The sequence below is a fragment of the Streptomyces sp. ME19-01-6 genome (assembly GCF_033793745.1).
In the GTDB taxonomy this organism is placed as follows: Bacteria; Actinomycetota; Actinomycetes; order Streptomycetales; family Streptomycetaceae; genus Streptomyces.
The window spans coordinates 156,227-181,640 of record NZ_JARAXF010000003.1; the positions used below are offsets into that span (position 1 = coordinate 156,227).

21 protein-coding genes and 1 pseudogene are annotated in these 25,414 nt (G+C 66.8%); 11 read left to right on the forward strand and 11 right to left on the reverse strand.

The window, feature by feature from the left end; translation table 11 throughout:
* Positions 1 to 14: 14 nt before the first annotated feature.
* From PV419_RS07215 to PV419_RS07235, 5 genes are all read left to right on the forward strand, one after another.
* Entirely contained in the window at positions 15 to 2,081 is a 2,067-nt protein-coding gene (locus PV419_RS07215) for a class I SAM-dependent DNA methyltransferase (protein ID WP_319686894.1), read from the forward strand.
* Between the two features lie 86 nt (positions 2,082 to 2,167).
* Positions 2,168 to 3,370 (forward strand): restriction endonuclease subunit S, encoded by a 1,203-nt coding sequence (locus tag PV419_RS07220; protein WP_319686895.1) that lies wholly within the window; start codon positions 2,168 to 2,170, stop codon positions 3,368 to 3,370.
* Positions 3,371 to 3,377: 7 nt separating this feature from the next.
* Positions 3,378 to 4,619 (forward strand): AAA family ATPase, encoded by a 1,242-nt coding sequence (locus tag PV419_RS07225; protein ID WP_319686897.1) that lies wholly within the window; start codon positions 3,378 to 3,380, stop codon positions 4,617 to 4,619.
* Positions 4,616 to 5,230 carry a DUF4276 family protein gene (locus PV419_RS07230; protein WP_319686898.1) on the forward strand — a complete coding sequence of 205 codons (615 nt, stop codon included), beginning with the start codon at positions 4,616 to 4,618 and terminating at the stop codon, positions 5,228 to 5,230. The genes PV419_RS07225 and PV419_RS07230 overlap by 4 nt, the downstream gene beginning before the upstream one ends.
* 6 nt (positions 5,231 to 5,236) lie before the next feature.
* Complete coding sequence (locus PV419_RS07235) at positions 5,237 to 8,437, forward strand: type I restriction endonuclease subunit R (protein ID WP_319686899.1); 3,201 nt, start codon at positions 5,237 to 5,239, stop codon at positions 8,435 to 8,437.
* 48 nt (positions 8,438 to 8,485) lie between these two features.
* Here PV419_RS07235 and PV419_RS07240 read toward each other — a convergent pair whose 3' ends face one another.
* Positions 8,486 to 8,899 carry an ATP-binding protein gene (locus PV419_RS07240; protein WP_319686901.1) on the reverse strand — a complete coding sequence of 138 codons (414 nt, stop codon included), beginning with the start codon at positions 8,897 to 8,899 and terminating at the stop codon, positions 8,486 to 8,488.
* Positions 8,900 to 9,151: 252 nt separating this feature from the next.
* Here PV419_RS07240 and PV419_RS07245 point away from each other — a divergent pair, with 252 nt between their 5' ends.
* From PV419_RS07245 to PV419_RS07255, 3 genes are all read left to right on the forward strand, one after another.
* Entirely contained in the window at positions 9,152 to 10,000 is an 849-nt protein-coding gene (locus tag PV419_RS07245) for a helix-turn-helix transcriptional regulator (protein ID WP_319686902.1), read from the forward strand.
* Positions 10,001 to 10,009: 9 nt separating this feature from the next.
* Entirely contained in the window at positions 10,010 to 10,201 is a 192-nt protein-coding gene (locus PV419_RS07250; protein WP_319686903.1) for a hypothetical protein, read from the forward strand.
* 82 nt (positions 10,202 to 10,283) lie between these two features.
* Positions 10,284 to 11,900 carry a serine/threonine-protein kinase gene (locus PV419_RS07255; protein ID WP_319686904.1) on the forward strand — a complete coding sequence of 539 codons (1,617 nt, stop codon included), beginning with the start codon at positions 10,284 to 10,286 and terminating at the stop codon, positions 11,898 to 11,900.
* A 16-nt stretch (positions 11,901 to 11,916) separates the two neighbouring features.
* Here the strand turns inward: PV419_RS07255 and PV419_RS07260 are convergent, their stop codons facing one another.
* The 8 genes from PV419_RS07260 to PV419_RS07295 all read right to left on the reverse strand — a co-directional run bounded on the left by PV419_RS07260 (position 11,917) and on the right by PV419_RS07295 (position 22,435).
* Positions 11,917 to 14,022, reverse strand: a complete 2,106-nt coding sequence (locus PV419_RS07260; RefSeq protein ID WP_319686905.1) for an AIPR family protein — start codon at positions 14,020 to 14,022, stop codon at positions 11,917 to 11,919.
* A gap of 26 nt (positions 14,023 to 14,048) precedes the next feature.
* On the reverse strand, positions 14,049 to 15,413 hold the full coding sequence (locus PV419_RS07265) for a hypothetical protein (protein ID WP_319686907.1): 1,365 nt from the start codon (positions 15,411 to 15,413) through the stop codon (positions 14,049 to 14,051).
* A 214-nt stretch (positions 15,414 to 15,627) separates the two neighbouring features.
* Positions 15,628 to 17,667: a TerD family protein gene (locus tag PV419_RS07270; protein ID WP_319686908.1), complete on the reverse strand. Its 2,040-nt coding sequence runs from the start codon at positions 17,665 to 17,667 to the stop codon at positions 15,628 to 15,630.
* 373 nt (positions 17,668 to 18,040) lie between these two features.
* Complete coding sequence (locus PV419_RS07275; protein WP_319686909.1) at positions 18,041 to 18,184, reverse strand: hypothetical protein; 144 nt, start codon at positions 18,182 to 18,184, stop codon at positions 18,041 to 18,043.
* 365 nt (positions 18,185 to 18,549) lie between these two features.
* On the reverse strand, positions 18,550 to 20,616 hold the full coding sequence (locus PV419_RS07280; RefSeq protein WP_319686910.1) for a tetratricopeptide repeat protein: 2,067 nt from the start codon (positions 20,614 to 20,616) through the stop codon (positions 18,550 to 18,552).
* Positions 20,617 to 20,890: 274 nt separating this feature from the next.
* Positions 20,891 to 21,526 carry a DUF6879 family protein gene (locus PV419_RS07285; RefSeq protein WP_319686911.1) on the reverse strand — a complete coding sequence of 212 codons (636 nt, stop codon included), beginning with the start codon at positions 21,524 to 21,526 and terminating at the stop codon, positions 20,891 to 20,893.
* Positions 21,519 to 21,788, reverse strand: a complete 270-nt coding sequence (locus tag PV419_RS07290; RefSeq protein ID WP_319686912.1) for a hypothetical protein — start codon at positions 21,786 to 21,788, stop codon at positions 21,519 to 21,521. The genes PV419_RS07285 and PV419_RS07290 overlap by 8 nt, the downstream gene beginning before the upstream one ends.
* Before the next feature lie 368 nt (positions 21,789 to 22,156).
* Positions 22,157 to 22,435 carry a helix-turn-helix domain-containing protein gene (locus tag PV419_RS07295; RefSeq protein WP_319686913.1) on the reverse strand — a complete coding sequence of 93 codons (279 nt, stop codon included), beginning with the start codon at positions 22,433 to 22,435 and terminating at the stop codon, positions 22,157 to 22,159.
* A gap of 147 nt (positions 22,436 to 22,582) precedes the next feature.
* Between PV419_RS07295 and PV419_RS07300 the strand changes: the two genes are divergently transcribed.
* Positions 22,583 to 23,011, forward strand: a complete 429-nt coding sequence (locus tag PV419_RS07300; protein WP_319686914.1) for a YybH family protein — start codon at positions 22,583 to 22,585, stop codon at positions 23,009 to 23,011.
* A 66-nt stretch (positions 23,012 to 23,077) separates the two neighbouring features.
* On the opposite strand, the pseudogene PV419_RS07305 reads toward PV419_RS07300, so the two are convergent.
* Positions 23,078 to 23,365: pseudogene (locus PV419_RS07305) on the reverse strand (site-specific integrase); the annotation flags it as partial.
* A 138-nt stretch (positions 23,366 to 23,503) separates the two neighbouring features.
* On the opposite strand from PV419_RS07305, the gene PV419_RS07310 reads away from it, so the two are divergent.
* Positions 23,504 to 24,076 (forward strand): HEAT repeat domain-containing protein, encoded by a 573-nt coding sequence (locus PV419_RS07310; RefSeq protein ID WP_319687582.1) that lies wholly within the window; start codon positions 23,504 to 23,506, stop codon positions 24,074 to 24,076.
* A 54-nt stretch (positions 24,077 to 24,130) separates the two neighbouring features.
* Entirely contained in the window at positions 24,131 to 24,457 is a 327-nt protein-coding gene (locus tag PV419_RS07315; RefSeq protein ID WP_319686915.1) for a hypothetical protein, read from the forward strand.
* A 161-nt stretch (positions 24,458 to 24,618) separates the two neighbouring features.
* Here the strand turns inward: PV419_RS07315 and PV419_RS07320 are convergent, their stop codons facing one another.
* Positions 24,619 to 25,215, reverse strand: a complete 597-nt coding sequence (locus PV419_RS07320; RefSeq protein ID WP_319686916.1) for a hypothetical protein — start codon at positions 25,213 to 25,215, stop codon at positions 24,619 to 24,621.
* Between the last annotated feature and the right edge of the window lie 199 nt (positions 25,216 to 25,414).

Below are 25,414 nucleotides of genomic sequence, written 5' to 3' on the forward strand. Positions count from 1 at the left end.
CCGGAAGGACTCCGTTGAACAGCAGTAAGCACACGGAACTGGCGAACCACGCGTGGTCTGTCGCCGATCTCCTGCGCGGCGACTACAAACAGTCCGACTACGGCAAGGTGATCCTGCCGTTCACCGTACTGCGGCGCCTCGAGTGTGTCCTCGCCCCGACCAAGGACAAGGTCCTGGAGGTTGCCGCCCGCTACCAGGACCAGGACATCAACCCCGACCGCTTCCTGCGCAAGGCGTCCGGCCACAGCTTCTACAACACCAGCACCTACACGCTGAAGGCCATCGCGGGCGACCCCTCGCACGCGGCGAAGTACCTCAACGAGTACTACGGCGCCTTCTCCCCCAACGCCCGGGAGGTCCTGGAACGGTACGAGTTCGCCCAGCAGATCAAGCGGCTGGAGACGGCGAACCTGCTGTACCAGGTGGTCGGACGGTTCGCCGACCTCGACCTGCGACCGGTGAAGAGGGACGCCGACGGCAATGTCGTGCTCGGCGAGGACGGCAAGCCAATCGAGATCGTCTCCAACCACCAGATGGGCTATGTCTTCGAGGAGCTGATCCGGCGCTTCGCCGAGCAGTCGAACGAAACGGCCGGTGAGCACTTCACGCCCCGGGAAGTCATCCGGCTGATGGTCAACCTGCTCGTCGCGCCGGACAGCGATGCGCTGGCCCTGCCGGGCACCGTCCGCACGGTCATGGACCCGGCCTGCGGGACCGGCGGCATGCTCAGCGCGGCCGAGGAGCACATCACGGCCCTCAACCCGGACGCCACGGTCAAGGTCTTCGGCCAGGAACTCAACCCCGAGTCCTGGGCTATCTGCCGGTCGGACATGATGATCAAGGGCCAGGACCCGGAGAACATCAAGTTCGGCAACTCGTTCAGCGACGACGGCCACGCCGGAGCCACCTTCGACTACCTGCTGGCCAACCCGCCGTTCGGCGTGGAGTGGAAGAAGGTCAAGGACGCGGTCGAGGGGGAGCACGAACGCCTCGGTGAGAGCGGGCGGTTCGGAGCCGGTCTGCCGCGCATCACCGACGGCTCGCTGCTCTTCCTCCAGCACATGATCTCGAAGATGAAGCCGGTGGACCCTTCCGGGTCGGGCGGCAGTCGGATCGCGATCGTCTTCAACGGCTCCCCGCTGTTCACCGGGGCGGCGGAGTCGGGTGAGTCCAGGATCCGGCAGTGGATCCTGGAGAACGACTGGCTGGAGGGCATCGTCGCCCTCCCCGACCAGCTCTTCTACAACACCGGCATCTCCACGTACTTCTGGGTGCTGAGCAACCGCAAGGCCAGGGACCGGCGTGGCAAGGTCGCCCTGCTGGACGCGCGCGACTACTGGCACAAGATGCGGAAGTCCCTCGGCGACAAGCGCAAGGAACTGGGCGAGCAGCACATCTCCGAGATCACGCGGCTCTACACGGAGGCGCTGGCGGTCCTCGACGCGGCGGAGAAGGGCGGCGGCCACGACCTGGCCGACCGGGCCGGGAAAATCAAGGTCTTCCGCAACGAGGACTTCGGGTATCGCCGGATCACCGTCGAGCGGCCGCTGAAGCTCCGCTTCGAGGTGGCAGAGGAGACGCTGGCGGCGATCACCGCGTCCAAGCCGATCGCACGGGCCACGAACGTCGAGGAGTTCGCGGCGGCACTGCGCCCGCTGGTCGGCAAGTCCTGGACGACGAAGTCCGACGCGTGGATCGACCTCAAGGACGCGGTCGTCGCGGCCGGCCTGACGTGGCCTACGGGCGCGCCGTTCGGCAAGGCGCTGCGGGAGGCGGTCGGCGTCCGGGATCCGGAGGGTGAGATCCAGCGCATCAAGGGCAAAGCGGAACCGGACCCGGAGCTGCGCGACTACGAGAATGTGCCGCTGGAGGAGGACGTGGAGGAGTACCTGCGGCGGGAGGTCCTGCCGCATGTCCCGGACGCGTGGATCGACCACAGCAAGACGAAGATCGGCTACGAGATCCCATTCACGCGGCATTTCTACGTGTACCAGCCGCCGCGGCCGTTGGCGGAGATCGACGCGGAGCTGAAGACGCTGGAGGCCGAGATTCAGGAGCTGCTTGGGGAGGTGACGAAGTGACCGGGGCAAGCACGACGACGCTCCGCTCAGCCGCGGAGGTTGCTCTTGGAAGGCAACGATCCCCTCAGCACGCTGACGGCGAACACATGGTGCGTTATCTGCGAGCCGCCAACGTAAAAGACGGTGCCCTCGACCTCACCGACGTTCAGTCGATGAACTTCACCCCTGCCGAACAGGGCAGCTTCGCACTGCGACCCGGCGATGTCCTCGTAACCGAAGGCAGCGGGAGCCTCAGCAGCGTAGGTGCTTCAGCGGTATGGCGAGGCGAGTTGGAGGGCACGGTCTGCTTCCAGAACACTCTGCTTCGACTTCGCCCCCGGGTGGGCGTTGATGGACGATACCTCGAGTGGTGGGCTCGCTCAGCTTTTGGCTCTGGAGTATTTGCGTCAATTGCATCGGGCGCGAACATCTACCACCTGAGTGCGGAACGTGTACGTGCGCTCCCAATTAGCCTGCCGCCGCTGGAGGAACAGCGTCGCATCATCGACTTCCTCGACGCTGAGACCAGTCAAATCGAGCGCTTGATTCAGCTGCGAAACCGTCAGATAGAATTGCTCGGTCAACGCATCGCGCAAATCGTGGACGGTATCGTCGCGGGCAGCGTTGAATCCCTCACTGAGATCGGCGAGTCCCAGACCGCCGAGGATTGGGAATGGAAGAGAGTTTCACACCTCTGCGAGGTAATTCCTGGATACGCTTTCCCCAGTTCAGGATTCTTGATTGATGGAAGCGGGGTGAAGCTCCTGAGGGGTGTAAACATTGACACCGGATCCCTAACGTGGGGCGAGGTCGTCTCGTGGGATATCGAGACTTCGCCTATTCATGATCGATTCCACCTACGCGCCGGGGATCTCGTATTGGGAATGGATCGCCCATGGATTTCCAGCGGCATGCGAATTTCTCTGATCCAAGAGATGGACCTGCCCGCTCTACTTCTGCAGCGAGTAGCATGCTTGCGCCCTAAGGGGCTTGTGGACATGTCATATGTGCGATGGGTTCTTGATTCCGCACACTTTCGCCAGTCAGTTGAGTCTGAGATGACCGGAGTATCCGTTCCTCACCTTAGCGGTGAACAGATCGGTGGCTTCACTTTTCGCGTTCCTCCCAAGCAATCCCAAACTCGAATTTCAATGGCCCTCGCAGATCAAGTTGAGAAAACTGGGCAGCTGCAAGCTTCCATCTCCAGGCAGATTGAACTCCTCGCCGAGCGCCGCCGAGCCTTGATCACCGCCGCCGTCACCGACCAGATCGACGTGTCCACCGCCAGCGGACGAGGGATCGAGGAATGATCGCGCCATGAGTCCCGCCGCGCCTCACCGCCCGATGCCGTTCATCACCCGTGTCCGGGTGGACAACTACAAGTCCATCGCTCACTGCGACGTAGCTCTCGGCCGGTTCACCGTCCTGCTCGGACTGAACGCCGCAGGCAAGTCGAACTTCCTGGACGCCCTGCGCTTCGTCCGCGACGCGTTGGTGAAATCCCCGGCCGAGGCCGTGGCGGCGCGCGGCGGGTGGGAGGAGGTGCTGCGCCGGGTCCCCGAGCCGGCGACCTCCTGCACGATCGGTCTGGAATTCCACCTGCCGGCGATCACCCATGACGCGAAGCCCTGGGTGGGGCGGTACGAGATCACCCTGGCGCCGCCGACCGTCCCCGAGACGGGGCGCGATGCGGGGCCTGGTGTCCGTATCCAGCGGGAGTTGTGCGAGATGCGTCGCCTGGGCGTCAAGGGTCGGGCGAACGCGGAGCGCTTCCTGATGCGCGACCGCACGGGGAAGGGGCGTCGCCAGAAACGACTGCAACTCTCACACCTGAGTGAGGGCGAGCCGTTCGATGAACTCTTCGGGGCCCTCACAGAGATGTTCTTCTACAGTCCTGACCTGGCCAATCTCCGCAAGGCCAGCGCGAACACGCCAACCACCGGGGCCTTGGGCGAGGACGGCGGCGACTTCGGCCCGGCCCTGGCCGCGCTCGGAGAGCAGGAGCGTGAGCGCGTCTCGCAGTACCTGGGGGTGATCGTGCCCGGTGTCATGGAGGTCGGTCCCACAGACCCCGCCGCCGACTACATCGCGGCGCGGATCAACTTCGCCACCGACGGCGAGACGGAACCCCACGTTTTCCGGGCCGAGTCCATGTCGGAGGGCACCATCCGGGCCATCGGCCTGCTGACCGCTCTTTTCCAGCCCGATGCCCGTGAAGGCTGGATTCCGCTCATCGCCATCGAGGAGCCCGAGCTGGCGCTGCACCCGCTCGCGGCAGGGGCCCTCTACGACGCACTCACGGAAGCGAGCGAGCACGTACAGGTCCTTGCCACCACGCAGAGCGCGGAACTGTTCGACCGCAAGGAGGCCGACCTGTCGGCCATCCGCGTGGTCGCCGCCGAGCACGGGGTGACGGTGATCGGTGAAGTGGACCCCGTGAGCCGGTCGATCGTTGCCGACGGCCTGGCGACGACGGCCGAACTGCTGCGTTCCGACCAACTACGCCCGGTCGTCGAAGCCCCTGCCCAGCCGGACGAGCAGCCGGAGGGTGAGGAGTGAACCACCCGAGGGTCACGATCGCCTCCGTCGTGGAGGGTGAGGGCGAGATCAGCGCCCTGCCCGTCCTGCTACGGCGGCTGATGTACGAGACGCAGATCTGTGACGCGGACATCCAGCCGCCCTTCCTGGTCGGCCGTGGCCGACTCGTCCGGCCGGGCGGGCTGGAAGCCGCCGTGGAGGCCCAGGCTCGACGCTTACCCGCCGACCACCCGGGCGGCATTCTGGTCGTAATCGACGCAGACGACGACTGCCCGGCAAGCCTCGGGCCGTCGCTGCTGGCCCGGGCTGAGGCCACCCGCCCGGACCGCTGGACGGCCGTCGTGCTGGCGAACCGGGAGTTCGAGGCGTGGTTCCTCGCCTCAGCGCCCTCGCTCAGCGGCAGGGCGGGGCTCGCCGAGCAGCTGGAGGTCCCGGCCAACAGCGAAACGTTACGCGACTGCAAGGGCTGGCTGACCCACCACCGGCGCGACGGGGTGCGGTACCGCCCCCGCGTGGACCAGGCGGCACTGACCCAAGACATGGACCTCGACCTTGCCCGCGCCAACTCATCCTCGTTCGCCAAGTTCTGCCGTGACATCACCTACCTGATCACCGGAAAGCGGGGGGAATAGCCGCTCATGCCCGTCCACGACGAAGCAGCCTTCGGGAACGCGATAGTCGCCACCATGCTGGAGCGCGGTTGGCGTGAAGGCAACCGGCAGCACTACCGCCCCGACCTCGGTCTGGACACCGCCCAGCTCTTCGAGTTCATCGGCAAGACCCAAGCCGACGACTGGGCCGAGCTGATCGCCCTCTACGGCGGGGACCCCAACACCGCCCAGGCCGGGTTCGCCAAGCGCGTGGACCAGGCCATCGCGACCGACGGTGTCCTGGACGTACTCCGCAAGGGCGTGAAGGACCACGGTGTCCTGATCAGGCTCGCCTACTTCAAACCGTCACTCGTCGCGTCGGACGCGGTGCTGGACGACTACCGGGCGAACCGGCTGACCTTCGTCAAGGAGCTGGAGTACGCAGCCAAGCAGGCGGACAAGGGCAAGCGCCTCGACCTCACCCTCTTCCTCAACGGGATCCCGCTGGCGACTGCCGAGCTGAAGAACGCCCTTACGCGCCAGGGAGTGGAGGCCGCCAAGGACCAGTACCGCACGGACCGCGACCCCACCGAGCTGATCTTCACGCGGCGCGTGATCGCGAACTTCGCCATCGACACGGATCTGGTGTTCGTCGCGCCGGAACTGCGGGGCAAGCCGACGCGGTTCCTGCCGTTCAACACGGGATCGGAGGGCCCGGGAAAGCCCGGCGGCGTGGGGAATCCGGCGCCCACCGTCCTCGGGACGTACGCGACCTCGTACCTGTGGGAGCAGATCTGGGAGCGGGACACCTGGCTGGACCTGATCGAGCGGTTCGTACACCTCAGCAAGGAGAAGGGCCCGGACGGGCGGACACGCAAGAAGCTGATCTTCCCGCGCTACCACCAGTGGGACATCGTCAAGAAGCTCGCCAACCACGCGGCCCGTCACGGCGCCGGTCACAACTACCTCGGCATGGCCTCCGCCGGCTCCGGCAAGTCGAACACCATCGGGTGGCTGGCGCACCGCTTGTCGTCGCTGCACACGCCCACCGACCCGGCCGAGATCGACCCCGATGCGCTGGCCGCCGGGCTCAAGCCGGGCGCGCCCGTCTTCGACAAGGTCGTGATCATCACCGACCGCCGCAATCTCGACGCCCAGCTCCGCGAGACCGTGGGCAGTTTCGAGAAGACCGCTGGTCTGGTCGTGAAGATCGACGAGAAGCACGGCGCGAAGTCCGACCAGCTCGCCAAGGCGCTGTCCCGCGAGACCGGGAAGATCATCACGGTCACGCTGCACACCTTCCCGGCCCTCATCGACTACCTGCGCCGCAACCCCACCGAGATCCAGGGCCACAACTTCGCGATCATCGTGGACGAGGCGCACTCCTCGCAGTCCGGCGGCGCGGCAACGGATGTCCGCGCGGCGCTGCGTGACATGGGCCTGGATTCGGACTCCGACGAGCCCGGGGCCACCGAACAGGCAGCGGCGGCCACCACCGATGCCAAGCTCCGTAGGAAGGCCATCCAGCGCAGCAAGGCCGCGAACCTGTCCTACTTCGCGTTCACGGCCACGCCCAAGGCCAAGACGCTCGAACTCTTCGGCACTCTGACCACAGTCAACGGCAAGCCGGCGTACGTCCCCTTCCACACGTACTCGATGCGCCAGGCCATCGAGGAAGGCTTCATCCTCGACCCCCTACGCACCTACGTCACGTACAACACGTACTGGAAGCTGGTGAACAAGAACCCGGACGAGCGCGAAGTGGACCCGTCCAAGGCGAATCCGCTGCTCGCCCGGTACGCGCTCACGCACGACTCCACCGTGACCCAGCAGGCGCAGGTGATCGTCGAGCACTTCCGCACGCACACCGCTGGCCGGCTCGGCGGGCGGGCCAAGGCCATGGTGGTGACGGCCTCCCGGCACAGCGCCGTGCAGATGGCCCGTGCGATCAAGAAATACATCGACGACCGCGCGTATGCCGACCCCGGGGTCCTGGTCGCGTTCTCCGGCAGCCTGACGTACGACGGCAAGGAGACGACCGAGCCGAAGGAGAACGGCGGCCTGGCCGAGTCCGCGCTGCCGAAGGCGTTCGCGTACACACGCAAAGACGACAAGTCCGTGCGCACCGGCGGGAAGGCGACGCAGCGCGAGTACCGCATCCTGGTCGTCGCCGAGAAGTACCAGACCGGCTTCGACCAGCCGCTCCTCACCACGATGTACGTGAACAAGAAGCTGGCGGGCATCAGCGCCGTCCAGACCCTTTCCCGCCTGAACCGCACAGCCGACCGCAAGTCGCAGGCGGACCTGGCCGTTCTGGACTTCGTCAACGACGCCGAGGACATCAAGGAGTCCTTCCGCCCGTACTTCGAGGAAGCGAACACGCTCCCCTCCGATCCCAACCTCCTTTACACGGCACAGAGCAAGGTCATGCAGCCCGACATCCTCGTCGAGGACGAGATGCTGGAGTTCGCCAGCGCCTATCTGGCGGCCGAGGAGAAGGCGGCAGGCTCGGCGGCCCGATGGGAGAAGCTGCACGCGGAGCTGTACCGGCATCTCGGGCCCGCTGTGGAGCGGTTCACCGAGCTGCTGGACCGCAAGGACGAGGCGGGCGACGCGGACGAGGACGCCCAGGAAGCCGCTGAGCAGTTCCGCACGGACCTCAACGACTACGTCCGGAAGTACGGCTTCCTCTCGCAGATCGTGCCCTACCGCGACGCCGACCTCGAATGCCTCTACCTCTACGGCCGCCACCTGCTCAACCGCCTGCCGCGACGCGGAGACGGCGGCGTGGACATAGGGGATGTCGACCTCAGTCACCTGCGCATCCAGAAGACCGGCGAGCACGACCTCGCGCTGACCTCGGAGGGAGCGGCGGAGCTGCGCGGCTTCGGCGAGGGCGCGGGCGGTGCCAAGGAGCAGGAGAAGTCGCTGCTCTCGGAGCTGATCGAGAAGTTCAACGACAAGTTCGGCACTGACTTCACGGAACAGGACGTGCTCACGCCGTTCGACGAGGCAAAGGCGGACCCGAAGGTCCGCGCCGCCGCCGTCAACGACGAGGAGAACTTCGGGCTCGTCTTCGACGAGGTCTTCGAGGACAAGATGGCCGAGCACATCGACACCATCGCCGACATGGGACGCCAGTACTTCAGCCACGACGACAGCTTCAAGCAGTCGCTCAACCAGAGTGCGCGGCGGGCGGCTTGGCGGATGATCCGCCGGGAGGAGAACATCGACGACGAGGCGGCCTGACACGCACGCCGGGCCTTCTGGCCCCTCCCCGGGGACGGCTCCGCGGGGTCAACCGCCCTGACGGAAAGGAAGACCCGCGATCACGGACGTTCCGCGCGTGGGGCGGGGCCGGACGGTCCAGGCGGTGGCGAGGCTGTCGACGAGGATCAGACCCCGACCGCTCTCGGAATCCGTGTCCGGGCGAGCCAGTTCGGGCTTGCCGGTACCCGGGTCGGAGACGGCGAGCCAGTAGTGTCCGTCGGCGGGCCACAGGACGAGTTCGATGAAGTCCTCGTCCTCCCGGCAGGCGCCGTGGCGGATGGCGTTGGTGACCAGCTCGGAGGTCAGCAGGCCGAGGTCGTCGCCGAGGTGGGGGCGGAGGCCGTACGGCAACGACTCGGCGACGGCGTGCCGGGCCCGCCGTACGGAGGTGGGGTGGGCGGGGAAGCGCCAGTGGGCAGGTACGAGGGGGATCTCGGGCATGGCGAACTCCACGGCTGTGTGAAGGGTTGGGGTCGCCGGTGGCCTGCCGCCCTGGTCGCGGACACACCCGCCCCAGGGCAGGCGGGCGTGCTCGCGCGGTGCGCTTCCGGCATCGCGGTGTGTAGCTTGCGCGATACTGACAGTAGAGCAAGCGGTGGTAAATTTTCCACGCGCTTCGAGAGAATTCACCACGGAGAGGTACGGCGGCTTCCGAGTGCGACCGAGTGGCACCCGCCGGATGAAAGGAACCCCATGCCCCCAAGAACGACCCCCACGGAACGGCAGAAGCGACTGGGAAGTGAGCTGCGGCGTATCCGTACTGTGGCAGGCAGGTCCGCAGAGTTCGCGGCGGGTCTACTGGGCGTGGACCGAGGCAAGATCTCCAACATCGAGTCAGGGGTCCGGGGTATCAACGCCGACCGCCTGCGCACACTGGCCTGCAACTGCGATGTGACCGATGAGGCATACGTCGAGGCGCTCGTCGAGATGGCCCAGGTGAGTAAAGGCTGGTGGGAGCGCTACCGAGGTATCCTGCCCCAAGGCCTGCTGGACATCGCAGAAACGGAAAGCAACGCTGTACGCATGCGCGGCGCCAACACCGTGCACGTGCCGGGCATGCTCCAGACATCGGAACAGGCGATGGCCATCTTCCGAGCCGCGGTCCCTGCCCTGCCCGAGCACGAGGTTGCCCTGCGACTCGCGCTGCGTTCGGAACGCCAGCAGGTGATCACCGGCGACACCGCGATCCCGTACGTCGCTGTCATCCACGAGGCCGCACTGCGGATGCAGTTCGGCGGTACCGACGTGGCCCGTGCCCAGTTGGAGTACCTGCTGGAGGTCTCCGAGCGGGACAACGTCACCGTGCTCGTCCTCCCCTTCACCCACGGCGCCTTCCCTGGAGCCGGGCAGACCGTCGTCTACATCGAAGGATCCGTACCGCAGCTCGATACCGTGCAGGTGGACAGTTCCCACGGACCCACCTTCCTCCACGCCGAGGGGCAGTTGGCGAAATACCGAGCACAACTCGATCTGTTGGAAAGTCTGGCTCTGCCGCCAGAGCAGTCCCGAGACTTCATTCGTGAACTCGCACGCCAACTGTGAGGAGCACCAGTGCCCGACATCACCTGGGAAAACCCATTCTGTGCCGAGGGCAGCTCCTGCTTCCGCCTCGGCACCGACGCCAACGGCAACGGTTACATAGCCGTGGCCGGCCAAGAGGACCACTACCTCACCGACTCCCTCGAAGCCCTGCGCACCCTCATCACCGACATCAAGGCCGGCAAAGCCGACCACCTGCTGTAGGGCCCGCAGCGCGCGCCGCCGCCAGTCGGTACCGTGTACAGCGATCGACTGACGTGACATCAGGACGACGGGGGCGCAACGCGTGGCGCAGGCAAGGAGAATCGGCGAGCAGGGCCGCTATGAGCTGATCGAGGAGATCGAGTCCGGCGGCATGGGCACGGTCTGGCGCGGCTACGACGCCGTTCTCGACCGGGAGATCGCGGTCAAGCTCATCCGGCCCGATGCCGTCGCGTCGCCCGCGCAGGCGAAGGAGTTCACCCGCCGCTTCGAACGCGAGGCGCGCGTCACCGCACGGATCGGGCACCACGGCGTGCCGCAGGTGTTCGACGCGGTGTTGGACGAGGCGTCTTACGACAGGCTGTACCTGGTGATGGAGTACGTGCGCGGGATCTCCCTGCGCAGTGTGCTCGCGAACACCGAGGACGGCACGGCGGGGCGGCTCCCGGTGAGCTGGGCCGCGTCGATCGCCGCGCAGATCTGCACGGTCCTGTCGTACGCCCACGCCATCCCGGTCGTGCACCGCGATCTGAAGCCGGACAACGTCCTGATCGCTGCGGACGGTACGGTCAAGGTGCTGGACTTCGGCATCGCGAAGCTGCTGCGCACGGACGTCACCAGGCTCACGGCCACGGGCAGCCGGATCGGTACCAGCCGCTACATGCCACCCGAGCAGATCGACTGCGCGCAGATCACACCGCTGAGCGACCTCTACGCGCTCGGCTGCGTGCTGCACGAGCTCCTCGCCGGAGAGCCGGTCTTCAGCGGCGACAGCGACTACCAGCTCATGCACCAGCACATGGACGTTCAGCCGACGCCGGTGCGCGCCCTGCGGCCGGAGGTGCCGGAGGATCTGGAGGCGCTGACCCTCGACCTGCTGGCCAAGGTGCCCGAGCAGCGTCCGGCCGACGCGTACGCGGTGTACGAGCGCCTGTCGCCGCACCTGCCGGCGCCGGGTTCAGCGGCCGACCCCGTGGCCTTCGCCGACGATGGCTCCCCTTCCGGGTTGCCCGACCCGACGGTGGTCTACCGACAGCCGAACGCACCACTGCGACGGACCACGCCACCCGCACCCTCGCCCGAGCCAGCGGCTCCCGTACGGGTCCCGGCGCGCGCCGACACCGCGCTGCGGGACGCGATCCGGGACGCCTACGCCCGGTCCACGGACCTCGCCGAGGGTGGGCGGTTCGCCCAGGCCGCGGACGTCCTCAAGGCGGCAATCACCACGGCGGCCACCGCCCTCGGCGAACACAACCCGCGGGTGCTCGGCCTGCGGCTGCAGCGGGCGGCGGTCCTCATGGCCGGCGGTGACTTCCGGCGCGCCCTACCGGAGTTCGACGCGCTGGCCGCCGTCTACGCCCGTACGGCGGGACCGGCCGGCGACAAGGCGCTGGAGTGCCGTCGGCACGCCGCCCACTGCCGGGCCAACCTCGGCCAGGCCACCGCCGCCCTGCGGGAGTTCCAGGAGGTCCTGGAGGTCGTGTCCGACACGGACACGGACGCCTCCGAGATCGCTCTCGACCTGCGCCGCAGCATCGGCGTCCTTCTCTTCTCCGAGGGCCGCCGCGCCGAGGCCGATGGCGTCCTCGACGCCCTCCACGAGGACATGTGCGTCGTATACGGCGAGGACCACGAGGAGACCCGCGAAATCGCCGACCTCCTCGCCCGGCTGCACCGCCCGGAGGGGGCAGGCCCCTACTGACGTCCCGCCGGTACCGTCATGCCTCGTCCTCGCCCTCTTCGCTGTGGATGCGCTGAACCAAACCCCACAGGCTCGGGCCATCCGCGAGGAACCAGCGAGCTGTCCCCTGGTTGGCCACCGGCCGATCGTCCCATTCGGCATCCGCCCACATCTTCGACACCAGCCCGGACGGCGAGTACTGCTGCTCGTCGTACGCCCACAGGATCGGCTTGGTCCGGTGATTGACCCAGGTCGCCTGGCGTCGCCTTTCGTCTTCGACAAGCCACTCTTCCATGGCGTCACGCTCGGGCTCGTTCTGAGCCACGTATCGGAGGGGAAATCCGTCCTTGATGACACGGCGGTCGACCAGGAGCGGCACAGTGTTCGGGCGACGCGGCTTGCGCTCCTTCGCGGGAGGTGCGGGAACGGCGACGCCATCGACCAGGTCGCCGAGGACCTGCTTCGCGAGCTCTCGGCATGTCTCTGCGGTTTGGAAGGCGGTCCTGATCTGGGGACGCGGCCCGTGTCGAGTGACGAGCTGGTGCGTCAGCCGACGCACGAGATCCGGTACGAGGGCCGGGATCTTCTCCAGGACCTCGCTGTCCCAGTCGAAGTCGGGGTCATCGATACTCGTGGCACCGAGATGCTGGAAGATCAGGTAGGTGACGAGAAAGCCACCGTGCTCCGCGGTTGCCGCCTCGCGGCTGTTCTGCCCGCTGCCCAGTTCGTAGACCGCGCTCCGTGCTGCCCGCAGCGTGAGCACGGAACGCCACACCTTCTGGGGAGAGGGTTCGCGTTTGAACAGCAGGGTGTGGCTGCCCTTGGGACCCTGCTCCCAGAGGTTCTCCGTGGAACTGGCGGCCCGGGCGGCCTGTTCGGCATCCGGGTACAGACAGGCAAGAGCGAGAGCGAGTTCGTCCAGTGAACAACCGGTCTCGGGCGCAGCGACCGGCTCGCCCCGCTTGATCACGTACTGCTTGCGTAGTTCGGCGCGCAGGTTGGCCTTGATCGCCTGGTGCACGGGTTCCAGCGCGATGTGGTCGCGCTGCTCGATGGCGTTCTGCCGGTTCGCCGCCTGCGAGACCTGTACGCCGAATTCACGGTCCTCATGCGTGTTGATGACCTTGATGCTCAGAGTGGCATGGGCCGCGGCCTCACCGTCGTCGTGCATGGCCCTGGCGACAGCCCGTACCGTCTGAGCGCCGTTGACGATGCTCGCCCCCATCACGGTGAGAGTGGTCGGCCTGCTCTGTGGTGCCTTGGCGCTGTCGTGCTTCGCCGTGAGCGAGTCGCAGATCATGGTGATGCCGTTGTTCAGGTGCCAGAATTTGGTGGGATCGGACGTAAGGGTCTGGCCGATCTCCGCATTGGTGACGGTGGTCCCGAGCGGGGCCCGGAGATTCTGCTCGAACAGGCCGGTACCGTGAGTCTCGTACCACTCGGCGACGCTCTCGGCGAAGACCGTGCCCTGATAGGCCTCGAGCGGTCCCTTCTGCTGGTACCAGTCGTCGAGGCGTACGTCCAGGCAGATCGGCTCCGGCCGTAGATCCGCATGGATCTGGTCATGGAAGTCTGCGGCGTACAGCACCTCGACGCTCAAGCGGGCGCCGTGCTTGTTGAACTCGTCGAGAGCGTTGTCGAGAACCTCGCGTGCGGGCGGGGAGGGCTCCACGGTGCCCATCAGCGCGATGACCAGAGTGGCTCTCTTGTTGACGATGAACGGCCTGGCCTCCAGGGCCAGGGCACCGGCACGCTGGTTGAACTGGTCGTACAGCTCGTTCTCGATCCGGTTCAGGCCGTCCACCATCGCCTTGGCGGCGTCCACGTCGAAGGTCGCCGTGCCCTTGTCGCTCCACTTCGCCTGGACGAGCAGAGCCTGCCCGCTCTCCGGCAGGGGGGCGATGGCGTCCAATCCCTGGTCCGCGATGCCGTCCGTGACGAACCGGGCCGCCTCGGCCACACTGCATTGGGCCACGCGTCGTACCGCGAGGGCTGCGAGAGCGCGAGAGAGGAAGCGCTGTTCGTAGTTGCCCCCTCGGAAGTGGGCGATGTCGCTGTCGTCTATCACCCCGTCGAATGTCTCGTGCAGTTGCTCGCGGACCTGCGTTACCTGGCGAGGCGTGTTCGCCCCCGAGGTGGCCATGGATGGTTGCCTTCCCACTGGTGGTGTCATGCGATGCCCTGAGCCCGCATCCCGATCCCTGCGCCGTTGCCACGCGGCCGACTGCTGAAGTCGATGACCACCAAAGCGACACCGACCGTTTCGACAGTGGCCTCCGCCCAGTCCAAGGCCACTTCGAAGGGCACCTCGCGCGCACCGAACCAGCCGTCGCGCACCAAGCGGGCGAAGTCGGTCGGCACCAGGTGTCGGGTGAGCATGTCGGTGGAAAGACCTGGGAGACCATGCACCGCGGCGGCCGAGGCCGCTGCCGCAATCTGGCCGTAGGGGTAGATCGCACCGGAGCTCGTCCGGTGCAGAGCAGCAGTGAAGGGCACCTGCTCGTGAATGCGGAGAAAGAGAGGGTCGTCCAGCAGGCCGTAATCGTCGGCGCTGCGTCGGGCGGATCTCGGCAGGCGGTGAACACGGCCGAGGAAATCGTCCAGACTGTGCCGGGCGTCGGACGACAAGAGCCCGTTCGGGCCAGGACACAGGTAGCGCAGGACGACGAGCGTCCGGGTGTCGACATGGTAGTAGTAGGCGTCGAGGGAGCCCTCCCCGCCGTCGACCACCCACTGATCGGTTATCGACGTGACTTCGAGGTCATAGCTTTGGCGGCCTTTGCCGCTCGCGAACGCCTGGACGACGGTCTGGCCGACGCCGTTGAACCTCTCCGCTGCCCGCCCGCGGATGTCGTCGAACATTGGCTGAACCGCAGTCCCGGTGAGCCCGCTGAGGAAGCTTGTCTGGGCGGCTTTCCCATCCCAGCCCCGTACCGGCGCGAAGTCATTCGGAGTCAATCCGGCTATCTTGGCGAAGAGCAGCAGAGCGTCACGCTCATCGCGCCAGCGGAGCTCCCGATCGCTCCAGCCTTCGCCGTCGTCGAGTAACGGCAACAGCCTCTGGACTTCCCCCTCGACATCAGGGGAGATGCGCCGGAGATTGGCGAGCACGATGTCCGCGCCGACCGTGACAGGACCGCTTTCCGGTAACGACCTGGCGAGTGTGCCGTCCTGCTTGCCGCCGGCGCACCAGAGCCCCGAGAAAGGCACCAGGCCTTGAACCCTTCGTGCATGGGTGACGATGACCTTCCGGTCCCAGTCAGTCGGGTGGGCAGGGCGCACGATGCCCAGCCCCCAGATCCGCTCCGGTTGCTCCCGGCCACCTTCGTCACCCTGCTGGTCGGCAGGAGCAAGCAGGATCGCGAGGTGTGACTTGACCTCGGGCCATTCACGGCATGATTGGGAGTAGGACCTTTCCTTGGTGCGGTCACCATCGAGCAGACCAAGTAAGCCACGCTCAGGGCGCAGAATCGCCAGCCGCGGCGATCGCGCCGAAGACGGGAAATCTATCCGCCTTGGTTGTGCGAATGCCATCCACTCCCCCAAATCGCCTGCCGCCACACCAAGCCAGGCTCAGGGGGATGGTAGCGCGCCAGCTCCAACCTCTGGCTCACGCGTCCCCAATCCTCAGCGCTTCGGCTGGCTCCGTTACGTGTTCGCCGCCCCCCGGTCACCGTGCTCACCCGGGCTCTGACCACCCGATCACCGCAGCCGGGGTGCAGTCTGAGGGGGCCAAGCTCGCTGAACTTCAGCCCGTCGCCCCTTCCTTAGACGGTGCTCGGCGAGGTGTCGCACCGTCCAAATGGACCACCACGGCGGTGTAGAAGCGGTGTACCGCATCGTCTACGCTGCGGATAAAGCCTGACTCGGCATTGCCCCGACTGCTTCCCATGGTCTTGACGAGGGACAGACGGAAGCCGACGATCTGGGTGCCGTTCTGCTTGGGCAGCATGTCCGCTGGCTCGGGGCGGAGCCGTTCGAGCGTTCCCCGTGGGCCGCTTGTTTCCCCTTCGATGAGGGTTTCGATGTGGAGATCCGCCGGTGCCTCGGCCAAGCGCCGGACGAGCCGCTTCGCCCACGCCAGGCGGTAGCCTTGCTCAGATGCCGGAATCTCGATGGAAGTGCGGAGCTTTCCTGTACGCAGGTCTGCGCTGATCGCCAGGACGCCGGGCGTTCCCTCAATGCGCAGCTCCGCTTGAAGTTTCCCGTCGAGACAGAGCTGATCGGCGACGCGGCCCCGGAGTGCTTTCGGATCGGTTCCCCGCCTGGTGCGGTGGACGGGTAGGACTTTCTGCCCCAGTTCGCCGCCCAGCCGGAGGCAGACCTGGCGGATGAGCCGCTCCCAGCTCTCGACGACATCCAGTGCGCGTGAGTCTCCCTGGCACAAAGTTTCGTCGTCGATTCCGTTGCGTACTGGTACCCAGGCCGGGCCCATGTTCTGGAAGCCGTGGCAGCCGGAGTTCTCGTGCTGCAAATAATGCAGCAGTTCCTGGAGAAGCCAGGCGTGCGCCGTATTGCCGACGCCCTCGTGCCGGATCAACATCTGCGCCTGATGCGCGACTTCCGCCCATGACAAATGCCAGAGAGCTACCTTGTGCTTGCGCCTTCCGTCGATCTTGACATCGACGAGCGGGCTGCCCTCCAACGCGACGTCGTTCGACAGCGTGATCACGGCCTCGTAGGCACGGCGCGCGGCGATGTCCATGTATGCCTGTACCTGATCGGCCTTGAGGGCGTTTCCGTTGGTCTTCGTCTCGACGAGCGCCGTCCACAGCTTGCCGGCCCGTTCAACCCGGATCACTCCGTCAGGGCGCCGTGGGGTGTCACTGTGCGGCAAGGTGACCTCGGTGAAGGTCTCCATGCGGCCAGCCGGCGCTCCGAACGCGGCGGTGAGCCTCCTGCCGAATTCCGGCACCTGTGCCATCACCGACAGCAGCACCGAGGTCGCACGCGTTTCACGGTCCCGGTCGCTCTTGAGCGCCGAGACTGGGAAGAGTCTGGCCTCTTTCCACGACTCGTTCTCTGCCAGCGTCTTCTTGGCCGCCTTAGGTACGGTGACCTTCTTCTTCGCAGTACGAGGTCGTGCGGTCGGTTTCCTCGGCTGGACCTCGTCGTCAGGCTGACGAGGGGCAGGGAAGGCCCCAAGCGTCCCATGTGGCTTCGGTTCGTTGGCTGACGCCGGTGCCGTAGTGTCCGCCTGATCGTCGATGGCGGCCTTGTTCCGCACTTCCTCGACAGCCGCGTCGTCCTCGATCTCGACGCCGAAGTCCGTCGCCAGGCCGGCGAGACCCGTGTCGTAGCCCTGGCCGACGGCGCGGAACTTCCAATCCACCCCACGCCGGTACAGCTCGCCGAAGATGATCGCGCTCACCGAGTCCGCGTCGTCGATAGCGAAGCGGAGAAGTTCCTCACCGCTCCCGTCCGCCAACGACAGCTTCACGCCATCCAGTTCTCCGAAGCGAGCGCTCTCGTACCGGCTGGCAGCCACGACGATGCGGTCGACTTCAGAGGGGACCGCGGTCAAGTCGAAGCTGATCCGGTCCTCGCTTCCGTCAGCCGTCGGCGTCTTGCCCAGAAGCTGCACGCTCCCGTCAGCGGCAACCGGGTGGTTGTAGAAGCAGAAGTCGGCGTCGCTGCGGACCTTGCCGTTTGCGTCCAGCAACAGGACGGACACGTCGGCATCCCCTTCGCCAGTCGGGCTCCCCCAGCTCAGACTGACGATCACCGAACCGATGTTCTCGCTCAGGGCTGCGAGAGATACATTCGAACCCTTGACCATTTCATCCATAAATCCCCCCAAACGATGCAACCTGGGCACGAGAGCACCCCCGCCCCCAGCTGCCCTTATGCGCAGCACTATGTGACGAGCCGCACACAGGTAACTGTAGTGGCCCTAGGGTGCAACCGTAGGGGGCCGCACAGAATCTGTGAATTGTTCGTGGAGAGGACTTGAGAAGGTGGCCGGGGAGCACAAGGATCACAGCGATCAACGCCTCGTTGATGCCATTGCGCGTGTTCGGTGCAGGGTACGGCCACTTCATGGCGAAGTGCTTCAAGGCGAAGGCGTACCACCACGTCCTCGACGGCACCTTCTCGATCACGGAGTCGGGCAGCCCTGTCACCGTGTCGAACTCTTCGTCATCCCGGGTCGCGAGGAGGAGCTAGGAGCGGTAATGGTCCGCGAGCCCCTTGATGCGGAACTGCTCGGAGAAAACCTTCCCGGTCACGATCCATCTGACGTCATAAAACGGCTCCTTGATGTTCCTCCTCCCGACGCCCCAGACCTTCACGTCGAGAGACTTCACGCCGCCGCCCTGAGCGCCCTCACCGAAGGCATGGGATCTCGGGAATCCTCGGATCTTGATCCATCACTTCGCAGATGACGTCCGATGCCATGCGACGCAGCCCCAGCTCATACAGCCCCACCACGTACTCGGCGGCGTTCGCCACCAACTCCGATACGGCCAGCACGGCACCATTCACCGCTTCGCCGTCATGACGGAGACCGCTCAGGGCATACCCCAAGACGCCCCAGGCACGAGCCGGACCCCCTTTGGGCAGCCCCGAGCGAACGGAAGCCGACCGCTGCTTCAGCTTGTTTCTGTCAACTGACGTTCGATGTCCTCACACACCGCCGCTGCGCGAGAATCGCCGAAGTCGGCGAGGAGCCTCAGCGCCTGTGTCCAGTGCCGACAAGCTTCCTCTGAGCTTTCGCCGAGTACGGCCGAGCCCAGACCGGCGAGGGCCAGGGCCTGGTGCCACGTATCGCCAAATCGCGGTGCGCCGAGACAGCCCGACGGTAGAAGTCGGCCGCCTCCGCATGACGCCCAAGCCGGCGATACACCTCGCCCACGCCCTGCCAGGCCAGTGCCTCGCGGCTGCGGTCCGCGAGGCGTCGGTGCAGTGTGGCGGATCGCTGATAGGAGGTCAGGGCCTCGGCGAACTGGCCCTTGGCCTGCTGGGCAGCGCCGAGCGTCAGCAGCCAGAAGCCCTCCAGACGCAGGTTGCGGAGGCCAAGGGCGATGTCGAGGGCTGCCTGGGCCAGGACCAGGGCTTCCTCGGCATTGCCCTGCTCGCGGCGGACGTCGCTCAGCACGCGCAGGATGTTGCCCTCGCCGCGCTGGTCGCCCAGAGCGCGGTGCGCTGCCAGGGCTTGGTCGATGGCGGTCTCCGTCTCCGAAAGCCGCCCGGCGCGGTAGTGGGTGGTCGCGAGGTTGGACAGCGCAGTGGCGGTCCAGTGGGCGGCGTCCTGCTCCTGGAAGATGGAGATGGCCTGCTCGAAGTGGAGGGCAGCGGTGTCGAGTCGTCTGCCGCGGAGATGGTTGAGCCCGCTCAGGTTGAGCGAGCGGGCCTCGCCCAGGCGGTCACCAAGGCCGCGCCGGATCGTCAGCGCGTTTTCGTGGCATTCGAGACTTTCGGTCAGGCGGTTGGTACGGGTATAGGCCATCCCGAGCCAGGTGAGGAGTACGCCTTGCGCGACGCGATCACCCAGCCGTTCCGCTGCCTCCAGCCCGATGCGGCCCACAGCCGGCCAGCTCGCGCCCGAAGCGGAAGGAAACTGCGCGTTCCACAGGACTGCCGACAACTGCCAGGCCAGTCGGTCCTGCCTGGCGTCGGCTGCCGTGCGTACGGCCTGGAGGAGATTGGCGTGCTCCCGCTCGGCCCAGTCCACGGCGGCGTCGTAGTCGGGGAACGTCAGTGGGCTGACATCGCCCGGGGCAGGCAGGAGGGTCAGGCGGTCCTCGGCGGGGTTGATCCAGCTCTGCGCGGCATCGGCGGTGTGCAGATACCACTCCAGCACCCGGCCCAGGGCTGCCTCCCGCTCGGCAGGCGGCTCCTCGTGCTGGGCCTGGTCGATGGCGTAGGCGCGCAGCAGATCATGGAACTGGTAGCGATCCGGGGCGGTCTGTTCCAGCAGATGGGCACCGACCAGGGAGTCCAGCAGCTGCCGGGTCCGACTGCTGCTGGTCGATCCGGCCAGGGCCGCAGCGGCGTACAGCCCGAACTCGGGTCCGGGGTGCAGGCCGAGCAGGCGGAACAGACGGGCGCCTTGCTCGGACAGGGCGCGGTAGGACCACGCGAAGACGGTGCGGACGGCTTCGGCCTCCTCGTCGTCGCCCGTGCTCAGGGCGTCCCAGAGGGCCGATTCGTCGCGCAGGTCTGCGATCAGGTCAGCCAGTCGCAGGTGGGGATGGCTGGCGGCGCGTTCTGCGGCTATACGCAGCGCCAGCGGAAGTCGTGCGCACAGGCGGGCCAGTTCGGCGAGTTGCATCTCGTCGTCCACCGGCCGGTATCCGGTGGTGACAGCCCGGAGCAGGGCGACCGCTTCCGGCTCCGGCAGCACGCCGAGTGTAAGTCGGCGGGCCCCGTCACGGACAGCGAGGCCGGACAGGCGGCTGCGGCTGGTGACCAGCACCAGGCTGTGCGCGCTTCCGGGCAGCAACGGCCTGACCTGGCCCACGCTGGCCGCGTTGTCCAGGACGACCAATACCCGGCGGTCGGCCAGCAACGAGCGGTACAACGCGGCAGCAGCGTCGAGGTCCTGCGGTACGGCATCCGCCGGGACGCCGAGAGAGGTCAGAAAGCGGTGCAGGGCCTCACGCGCCGCGACCGGCTCTCCGGGGTCGTAGCCGCGCAGATTGGCGTACAGCTGGCCATCCGGGAAACGCTCCCGGACCTGGTGTGCCCAGCGCAGTGCCAGCGATGTCTTTCCGGCGCCGGCGGTGCCGGCTATCACTTATACGGATACGACGAGTGGACCGCCGTCCTCGCTGGTGAGAACGGCGTTCAGTTCACTGAGCTCATCGGTGCGGTTGACGAATCCGCGTACGTCAGCCGGTAACTGGCGCGGGGTGGGGCTCGCGGAACTTCCCCGGTCCGGCTTCCCCCGCGTGTGGAAGTGGATGCCTCCGTGGACATTCCTCGCCTGGACGACGTCACGTGAGGATCCCGACAGCTCGGAATGGGTGCTGCCGGAGTGCTCGTCCCCTCCGTCTGGCGCTGTGATCGGCTTACTCCCTTCCTGCGCTCAGCGTCGGCGGGGCAAGGTGCGCCACCTCACGGTCGAAGTAGGAGACCACGTCCTCACCCACCGTGTAGAGCGCCTTGATGTAGTTCTCCCAGCGCGTCACAAGGTCACGGTCGGTGTAGCGGATCGCGCCGTTCGCGACCCCTGTCTCGGTGTACAGGACCTGGAAGAGGGTGCGACCGCCGAGCACGACCACTTCCGGGAGCGAGTGGGCGCTCTCCGAAGCGGCCACCTGTTCGGCGGGGACGACCCTGATCCTCTGCCCGTACCGCGCACGTTGCCGCTGGGAGTGGAGTTCCCACTGCACATACGGTGTCAGCGGCTTCTCGACCACCCGCACGCGATGAAAGGCATAACTCCTGCGCGCCTCCTCCTGAGCGGCCGCGGCCAGGGTGTCGCGCCGGTCGGCGAGGAGCCGCAGCGCCTCCTCCCAGTCGCCCCGACGCAGGGCGTCCCGGCTGGGACTGCCCTGCTCCTCGAAGTGCTGCCGACGCTCCAGCTTCCAGGAACTCCCGTCACGGATCGCCTCCTCCCGTTCCCGGAAGTCCTGCTTGTAGGCGGTCCGGGCGAGCCGTTCACCGTGCTCGGAGATGAGGACAGGGGCAAGGAGATCAAGCATCGGGGATGTCCTTCTTTGCCGCGCTGAGCATGTTCCCTGGGATGACCACCAGCCGCTCGTCCGGAGCGAGGTTCACGCCCTGTGGCAGGTGAGTGCGGTAGGCGGCTGTCAGATCCCTGCCGATCACGGCCACGTCACCGTTGTCGAGCTGCCAGATGTCCGGGCACTCGTCATTGCCATCGGAGTTCCCGAGCTCTGCGGCCGACTTCCCCAGCCGACGCTCGAATAACGCGGACGGATCTGCCTCCCAGGCACGGGCCATGTCTGCCTCCGGACGAGGTGGTGGAGCGCGGCTGTTTGCTACGCAGTGTATCCAGGGCTGCACCCAAAGGTGAGAGGTCTCCCCACGGCCGTCACGCGGATGGTCGCCACCGGCAGCGGCGGCCCTGTCGACGGCAGATCGCCGGTCCCGGTGCCACGCCTGGCCATGAGGAGGCCCCAGCGAACCAAGTGGGTGGCGAAAGCAGCCTGGTTCTTGCACCACCCGGCGGCTCTGCCGCAGCAGGACGCCGGGGCGCGACAGGGGCCGCGCGGGGGCGCCTCGTCCCCGCCCACCAATGGCTCGGTCTGGCCCTTCGCCGGGGCGCCCCTTATGAGGTACCTAGAGACCCCGTGAACAGCGGAACGCTCTCAGGCTTCCGCCCCCCAGTCCCACAGTGCCTGGAGGACAGGGCCGAGGCGGTGTCCACTCGGGGTGAGGGCGTAGCGCACTCGTGGCGGCCAGCCCGGTCGGCGGTCGCGCTCGACGACGCCGGCCTCACCGAGCTGTGCCAACCGGTCGGACAGCACCTTGTCCGACAACATGGGCAGGGCCATGCGCAGCTCGCTGTAGGAGCGGTCGCCGCGCAGCAGCTCTCGAACCACCAGCGTCGTCCAGCGGCCGTGCAGGGCGGACAGCGTGATCTCCACGGGGCACTCAGGGGTGGGCTCAGTGACAGTCGCGCGCGGGTCGTCGGGGAGCCCTGCCGGGTGGCCAACCGTTCGGTGAGTCACGAGATCGTCTCCTAACGTGTCGGGCACTTCGATTCTCCCGGCCTGGAAGGACGTCTGTCGATCATGCGAGAACTGGCCGATCGGCCCGAAGAGGTGCCCGCGGTGTTCGCCGAGCGGTTCAACAGCGGCGACGCCACCGCGCTGGCGCAGGTCTACGAGGACGCTGCGGTGCTGGTCCCGGAGCCGGGAACACCGGCGACCGGTCCGGACCTGCACGCCGCCAACGGCCGCCTGCAGAAGCTCGGAGTTCCCATCTCGGTCCGTCCGCGGCACGTGTACCGCAACGGAGACCTGGCGCTGCTGATCGTGGACTGGGTCATCGACGGGCCCGACCGGGAAGGGCAGGCTGTGCACGTCGAGGGCACTGCCACCGATGTCGCCCGGCAGGGTCCGGACGGCCGTTGGCGGTATGTCATCGACAACCCCTTCGGCACCCGCGCACAGCAACTCCTCACCGAGGACACCGAGGACACCGAGGAACCAGCGTTCTGAGCAACGCACCTGGAAAACGCCGAGGCCCCTGGTGGATGCCCGGGGCCTCGGACACGGCAGGCGGGGTCACTCGTACCCGCCGGACAGGTCCTCGGTGCGGCGGCTGGGGACGTCCGGCCGTCCATCAAGGCACTTCGCGTACCGGGTCAGCAGGACCTCAACCCTGTTGCCGGCACGCTCGGCAACCTCCGTGAGGCCGACTCCCGCATTGAGCCATGTCGACAGCGCCGAGTGCCGAAGGCCGTATGGCCTACGCGCAAGCCGCGAGGACGCAACGGCCGGCGGAAGTGCCAGCACCCGCGCCTCCTGCCACGCCCGGTAATACGTCGAGGACGGGACAACCGAGCCCTTCTCGCCTGCACGACAGTTCGCCGGCGCACATATCAGATATACGGTTTGTGATCCACAGCATGGGTCCGCCGCGGCGCTGCGGACCGACCGGAAGAAGAAGGCGACCTCCTCATGAGCACCAAGTGGGCCCGGACGCGGCGCATGGTTCTGCGCAAGCGGTTCTGCGAAGAGGAAGTCGAGCGCTTCGCGCAGGAGCTGGGCTGGCCGAGGTGCGAAACGGACCAGGCAGACCCCGAGGAAGGCATCGCCTATCACGTCTTCTGGGCGCCGCCCGGAGCCGCGCTCGGGCTCCACTACACAGAGGACGACCTTGCCAGGGACAGCTACGTGACAGTGATCGGTAAGAATGCAGAAGCGGTCCACGGAGCCCAGGAGCTGGTCGAACCACGCTTGAACACCTGGCCGTTGGCGGAACTGCTCGCGGAAGTGGACGGCGCCTCCACGCCAGTCTCACTGGCTCGGGCCGTGCTCCGCGCCGGACTCGGCGCTCCCCACGAGTTCGATGAGACGTTCTTCGCAAGGATCAACGCCGCATTGCACCACTCTGATCGGCGGGTACGGGAGACCGCGGTCTGGGCGGTCACCTTCTCGCCGTACGCCGAATACCGCCCCGCGCTCACCGCGATCCGGGAGAGCGATGAAGATCCCTTGCTGCGCGACCACGCCGAGATCCTCCTCGAAGGGTTCGACGAGATCGGAAGCCAGGAACAGTGACGCGCCGCGCAGACCTCCCCGACCCATCCGCTCCGGCATAGTCGTCGCTGCTGGATGCACCGTGCAGCCAGGGCTGTACGCAAAGGTAAGAGCCTTGACCTCGAGCACCTCGCGATCGCCCGGAAGACCGTCACCGCCCTCGCCGACCTGATCCCTACCCGGGCCGCCTCGCCGGACCGGCCCGAACACCCGGACTACCCGCGCATCCTCGCCATCTTCAACGAGGCCACCGGCCCGCCGCGGGCCCGGGATGTCTGCGAAGCCCTCGACCACGAACTGCTGCCGAAGAACATCGAAGGCACCCGCGCCAAGCTGAAACGCCTGGTCAAGCTCAACATCCTCACCGAGGGCGACGCCGGCAGCTTCGCCAGGAAGCAGTAACCGACCGAGCACCGCGATCAGCAGCCCTGCCTCAGCCTCACCCGGAAACTGGCTCCGTTCACCTCCTCGGAAACCATGCCGACGGCCGTTCCCACGGGAGTTCTCGACAGTGCTCACCTGTGAGTCTGATCACCGGGGCGAGTGTCGAGATGACGGCAGTCTCACGCCGCCGCAGGCACCTTCCCGGTCGCGGAACGGCGCTTCCAGTACGCGACGGTCAGCACGGCCAGCAGCGGCCCCCACAGGGTCAGCGGCGCGTAGCAAAAATAGAACCAGGCAGCTTCCCAGCCGCTGGCTTGGCTTGGGTAGTCGGCCGACAGGTCGCCGCCTCGGATCGTGGTGCCCCTGATCTCGGAGACGATGAACAGGAGAGTGAACAGGAGGGTGAGGATCATGGCCCCGATAGCAGCCGGGAGGACCGCCGCCTTCCTCGGAACCCGGCGGCCGCGCAGGACCGGGATCCAGCGCGGGAACACCTCGCCCCAGCGGGCGATCAGGCCGATCGCAGTGAACGCGAAGACTTCGGACAGGATCGACAGGAAGACGACGTACGCCCGTTCGCCTAATACGAGACCGCCGTCGAACGCGGCCGGGAGTCGCCAGATGCTGGAAGGAAGGACAGTTAACGGAACGGCGTAGGCAACGAGTTGCATCCGCCGCGACACTCCGGCAACGGGCTCGTGGGCGGTCCGCCACTTGGCGTGGAATCGTCCGAGGCGTGCGGTAGTGGGTTCTTCGGCGTGCAGGAGTGGCCGCATGTGCGCTCCTCGGTTTCGGTGGACTGCTGTTCGACCCGTTCCGTAATGACGATCCCAGTCAAAGGGGCTCCGAGGATCGCTCTGGGGGCTGAACTCGCTCCGTCTGACGGCTGACGGAGCGGTGCGACCGGAGAATGACGGCAGGGGCCCGGCGGTAACCAGCGGCACGGCTGGGCACGTTGGAACCAGCTCCGTTGAG

Coding starts and splice junctions, on each gene's coding strand:
- PV419_RS07220 (WP_319686895.1), top strand. CDS start 2,168: ATGGTGCGTTATCTGCGAGCCGCCAACGTAAAAGACGGTGCCCTCGAC.
- PV419_RS07225 (WP_319686897.1), top strand. CDS start 3,378: ATGAGTCCCGCCGCGCCTCACCGCCCGATGCCGTTCATCACCCGTGTC.
- PV419_RS07235 (WP_319686899.1), top strand. CDS start 5,237: ATGCCCGTCCACGACGAAGCAGCCTTCGGGAACGCGATAGTCGCCACC.
- PV419_RS07240 (WP_319686901.1), bottom strand. CDS start 8,899: ATGCCCGAGATCCCCCTCGTACCTGCCCACTGGCGCTTCCCCGCCCAC.
- PV419_RS07245 (WP_319686902.1), top strand. CDS start 9,152: ATGCCCCCAAGAACGACCCCCACGGAACGGCAGAAGCGACTGGGAAGT.
- PV419_RS07260 (WP_319686905.1), bottom strand. CDS start 14,022: ATGGCCACCTCGGGGGCGAACACGCCTCGCCAGGTAACGCAGGTCCGC.
- PV419_RS07265 (WP_319686907.1), bottom strand. CDS start 15,413: ATGGCATTCGCACAACCAAGGCGGATAGATTTCCCGTCTTCGGCGCGA.
- PV419_RS07270 (WP_319686908.1), bottom strand. CDS start 17,667: ATGGATGAAATGGTCAAGGGTTCGAATGTATCTCTCGCAGCCCTGAGC.
- PV419_RS07285 (WP_319686911.1), bottom strand. CDS start 21,526: ATGCTTGATCTCCTTGCCCCTGTCCTCATCTCCGAGCACGGTGAACGG.
- PV419_RS07290 (WP_319686912.1), bottom strand. CDS start 21,788: ATGGCCCGTGCCTGGGAGGCAGATCCGTCCGCGTTATTCGAGCGTCGG.
- PV419_RS07300 (WP_319686914.1), top strand. CDS start 22,583: ATGCGAGAACTGGCCGATCGGCCCGAAGAGGTGCCCGCGGTGTTCGCC.
- PV419_RS07310 (WP_319687582.1), top strand. CDS start 23,504: ATGGTTCTGCGCAAGCGGTTCTGCGAAGAGGAAGTCGAGCGCTTCGCG.
- PV419_RS07315 (WP_319686915.1), top strand. CDS start 24,131: ATGCACCGTGCAGCCAGGGCTGTACGCAAAGGTAAGAGCCTTGACCTC.
- PV419_RS07320 (WP_319686916.1), bottom strand. CDS start 25,215: ATGCGGCCACTCCTGCACGCCGAAGAACCCACTACCGCACGCCTCGGA.